Below are 2906 nucleotides of genomic sequence, written 5' to 3'. Positions count from 1 at the left end.
TTTGGCCCCCCCCGCGGGGCCGGGCGGGGCCCCCCCCCGGGCGCCCGGCCCCCCGGGCGCCCCCCCCCCCCCCCCGGGCGGGGGGCCCGTCGGCCTTTTCCGCGCGGGGCCCGCCGGTGCGGGGCTCTCCTGCCTGGATCGATTCGGATCTCGACCGTGGACTGCGCTACTGTACATGGAAACCGTTTCCGTTTAGAGCTCGCCACGAGTGTGGAGTACCCAGCGTGACCAACAGAATTGCCCGGTTCGCGGGCGCCACAGGCAGTGCCATCGCCCTAGCCGCCCTGACGATCGCGGGGACCGCCGCGTGCGGCACCGACGACGCCGATTCCGGCCGGATCAGCGTGGTGACCTCCACCAACGTCTGGGGCGACATCGCCGCGACGGTGGCCGGGCCCGACGCCGAGGTGACCGCGCTGATCTCCGATCCGGCCGCCGACCCGCACTCCTTCGAGGTCACCGCCGTGCAGGCGGCCGCGCTCGCCGACGCCGATCTGGTGGTCTTCAACGGCGGCCACTACGACGCCTTCATCGACAAGGCGCTCGGCGGCAAGGACAAGCCCGCCGTCGAGGCGGTCGCCGTCGCCGAGCAGACCCGGGCCGCCGAGGCGATGACCACCGGCGACCACCCGCACGACGACCACAGCGACGACCACGGCGAAGAGCCGGGCGGCCACGGGCACGGCGGCGACCACGACCACGGGAACGAGCACGTCTTCTACGACATCCACGTCGCGGGCGCGGTCGCCGAGCGGATCGCCGAGGAACTGGGCGAACTCGATCCCGAGCGCGCCGCCGCCTACGCCGAGCGCGCCGCCGGATTCGTCGCGAGCCTGGGCGCCGTCGAGGCGATCGTCGCACCCGTCGCCGCCGAACGCCCAGGACAGCCGGTTTTGCAGACCGAACCGCTGGCCTCCTATCTGGTGCTGGCCGCGGGCGCGGAGGATCGCACGCCCGGCGAGTTCCAGGAGGCCATCGAGCAGGGCACCGACCCAGCCCCGGCCGCGGTGGCCGCGGTGCGCGAACTGATCGCGAGCGGCCAGGTGCGCGCGCTGATCTACAACATCCAGACCGAGGACAAGACCACCGAGGACGTGCGGGCGGCCGCCGAGGCCGCGGGTATCCCGGTCGTCGAGGTGACCGAAACCCTGCCGGACGGCCTGGATTACATTCAGTGGCAGACTCGCAACGCCGAGGCATTGGCCGCCGCACTTCGCTGATCCCGGCCCCGCCCTGATCCGAGTCGTCCCGACCGAGACCGTCCCGACGCCGAGACCGTCTCGCCCCGAGCCGTGCCACGGACGATCCGCCCCATCCCGACCAGCCCTTGGGAGCAGCGCTGACCGAGCCCACCGATCCGAACGAGTCCCCCGCCGTCGAGCCGCCCGACCGGTCGGCCCCCGCGCAGCCGGCCACCGGGGCCGCCGCGCGCCGTGCGCCCCGGACGCCCGGTGACGAGGTCGTGCCCGCGGTCCGCCTGCGCGGCGCGAGCCTCGGCTTCGGCGAGCGCACGCTGTGGGAGGGGCTCGATCTCGACATCGCCCCCGGCGAGTTCGTGGCCGTGCTCGGCCCGAACGGCAGCGGCAAGACCTCGCTGCTGAAGGTGCTGCTCGGTCAGCTGGCGCTGCGCGCGGGCACCGCCGAGGTGGCCGGGGCGCCGGCGCGCACCGGCAATGCCGACATCGGCTACATCCCGCAGCAGAAGACCATCGACGCGGGCGTGCAGCTGCGCGGGATCGACCTGGTCGGGCTCGGGGTGGACGGGCACCGCTGGGGTCTCGGCCTGCGCGGGCGCGGGGAGCGCGCGCGGCGGGTGGCCGAGGCGATCGCCGCGGTGGGCGCCGAACGCTACGCGCACGCCCCGCTGGAACTGATGTCCGGCGGCGAGCAGCAGCGGTTGCGGGTGGCGCAGGCGCTGGTGGGCGATCCCGAGGTGCTGCTGTGCGACGAGCCGCTGCTCAGCCTCGACCTGGCCAATCAGCGGCTGGTGGCCGAGCTGATCGACCGGCGCAGGCGCAGCCACGGCACCGCGGTCGTGTTCGTCACCCATGAGATCAATCCCATCCTGCCGCTGGTGGACCGGGTGCTGTACCTGGTCAACGGCGCGTTCCGGGTCGGCACCCCCGACGAGGTGATGACCTCCGAGGTGCTCTCCGAGCTGTACCGCACCGAGGTCGACGTGCTGCGGGTGCGCGGGCGGCTGGTGGTCGTCGGCACCGGCGACTCCCTGGACGCGCTCGGCTCGGCGGGCGCCGAACACTGCCACGGCGAGGAACCGCAGAGCGGGGTGCACGCCTGATGGACAAGCTCGCCGACGTGCTCGGTTCGATGTTCGATTTCGCCACCACCGCGAACCTGCTCGGCTACGACTTCGTGCAGCAGGCCCTGCTCGCGGCGGCCCTGCTCGGGCTGCTCGCCGGCGCGATCGGCCCGCTGATCATCAGCAGGCAGATGTCCTTCGCCGTGCACGGCACCAGCGAGCTGTCGCTGACCGGCGCGGCCGCGGCGCTGCTGGCCGGGATCGGCGTCGGCTTCGGGGCCATCGTCGGCTCGGTGGTGGCCGCGGTGCTCTTCGGCCTGCTCGGCACCAGGGCGCGCGAGCGCGATTCGGTGATCGCGGTGGTGCTGTCCTTCGGCCTCGGCCTGTCGGTGCTGTTCCTGTGGCTGGGTCCCGAGCGCGCCGGCTCGAAGTTCTCGCTGCTGACCGGTCAGGTGGTCAGCGTCGGCAACAGCGGCCTGGCCATGCTGACCGCGGGGACGGTGATCGTGCTGGCCGTGCTCGCGGTGATCTACCGGCCGCTGCTGTTCGCCAGCGCCGACCCGGAGGTGGCGCTGGCGCGCGGGGTGCCGGTGCGGGCGCTCGCGGTGGTCTTCGCGGTGCTGCTCGGCATCACCGCCGCCTTCGG

At 73.7% G+C, this 2906-nt stretch carries 3 protein-coding genes; all 3 read left to right on the top strand.

Annotated elements, in window-relative coordinates; genetic code table 11:
• Positions 1-224 precede the first annotated feature (224 nt).
• Positions 225-1220, top strand: a complete 996-nt coding sequence (locus QH283_RS20840; protein WP_280504657.1) for a metal ABC transporter solute-binding protein, Zn/Mn family — start codon at positions 225-227, stop codon at positions 1218-1220.
• A gap of 242 nt (positions 1221-1462) precedes the next feature.
• A complete protein-coding gene (locus tag QH283_RS20835) occupies positions 1463-2299 on the top strand; it encodes a metal ABC transporter ATP-binding protein (RefSeq protein WP_280504658.1) in 837 nt (278 codons plus the stop codon).
• The coding region (locus QH283_RS20830; protein WP_280504656.1) for a metal ABC transporter permease at positions 2299-2906 on the top strand (608 nt) is incomplete at its 3' end. The genes QH283_RS20835 and QH283_RS20830, both read left to right, overlap by 1 nt.

Source organism: Nocardia farcinica (assembly GCF_029867845.1).
Taxonomy (GTDB): Bacteria; Actinomycetota; Actinomycetes; order Mycobacteriales; family Mycobacteriaceae; genus Nocardia; species Nocardia farcinica_A.
The sequence above is the reverse complement of the archived record's forward strand: the minus strand, read 5'-3'. Positions and strand labels throughout refer to the sequence as shown.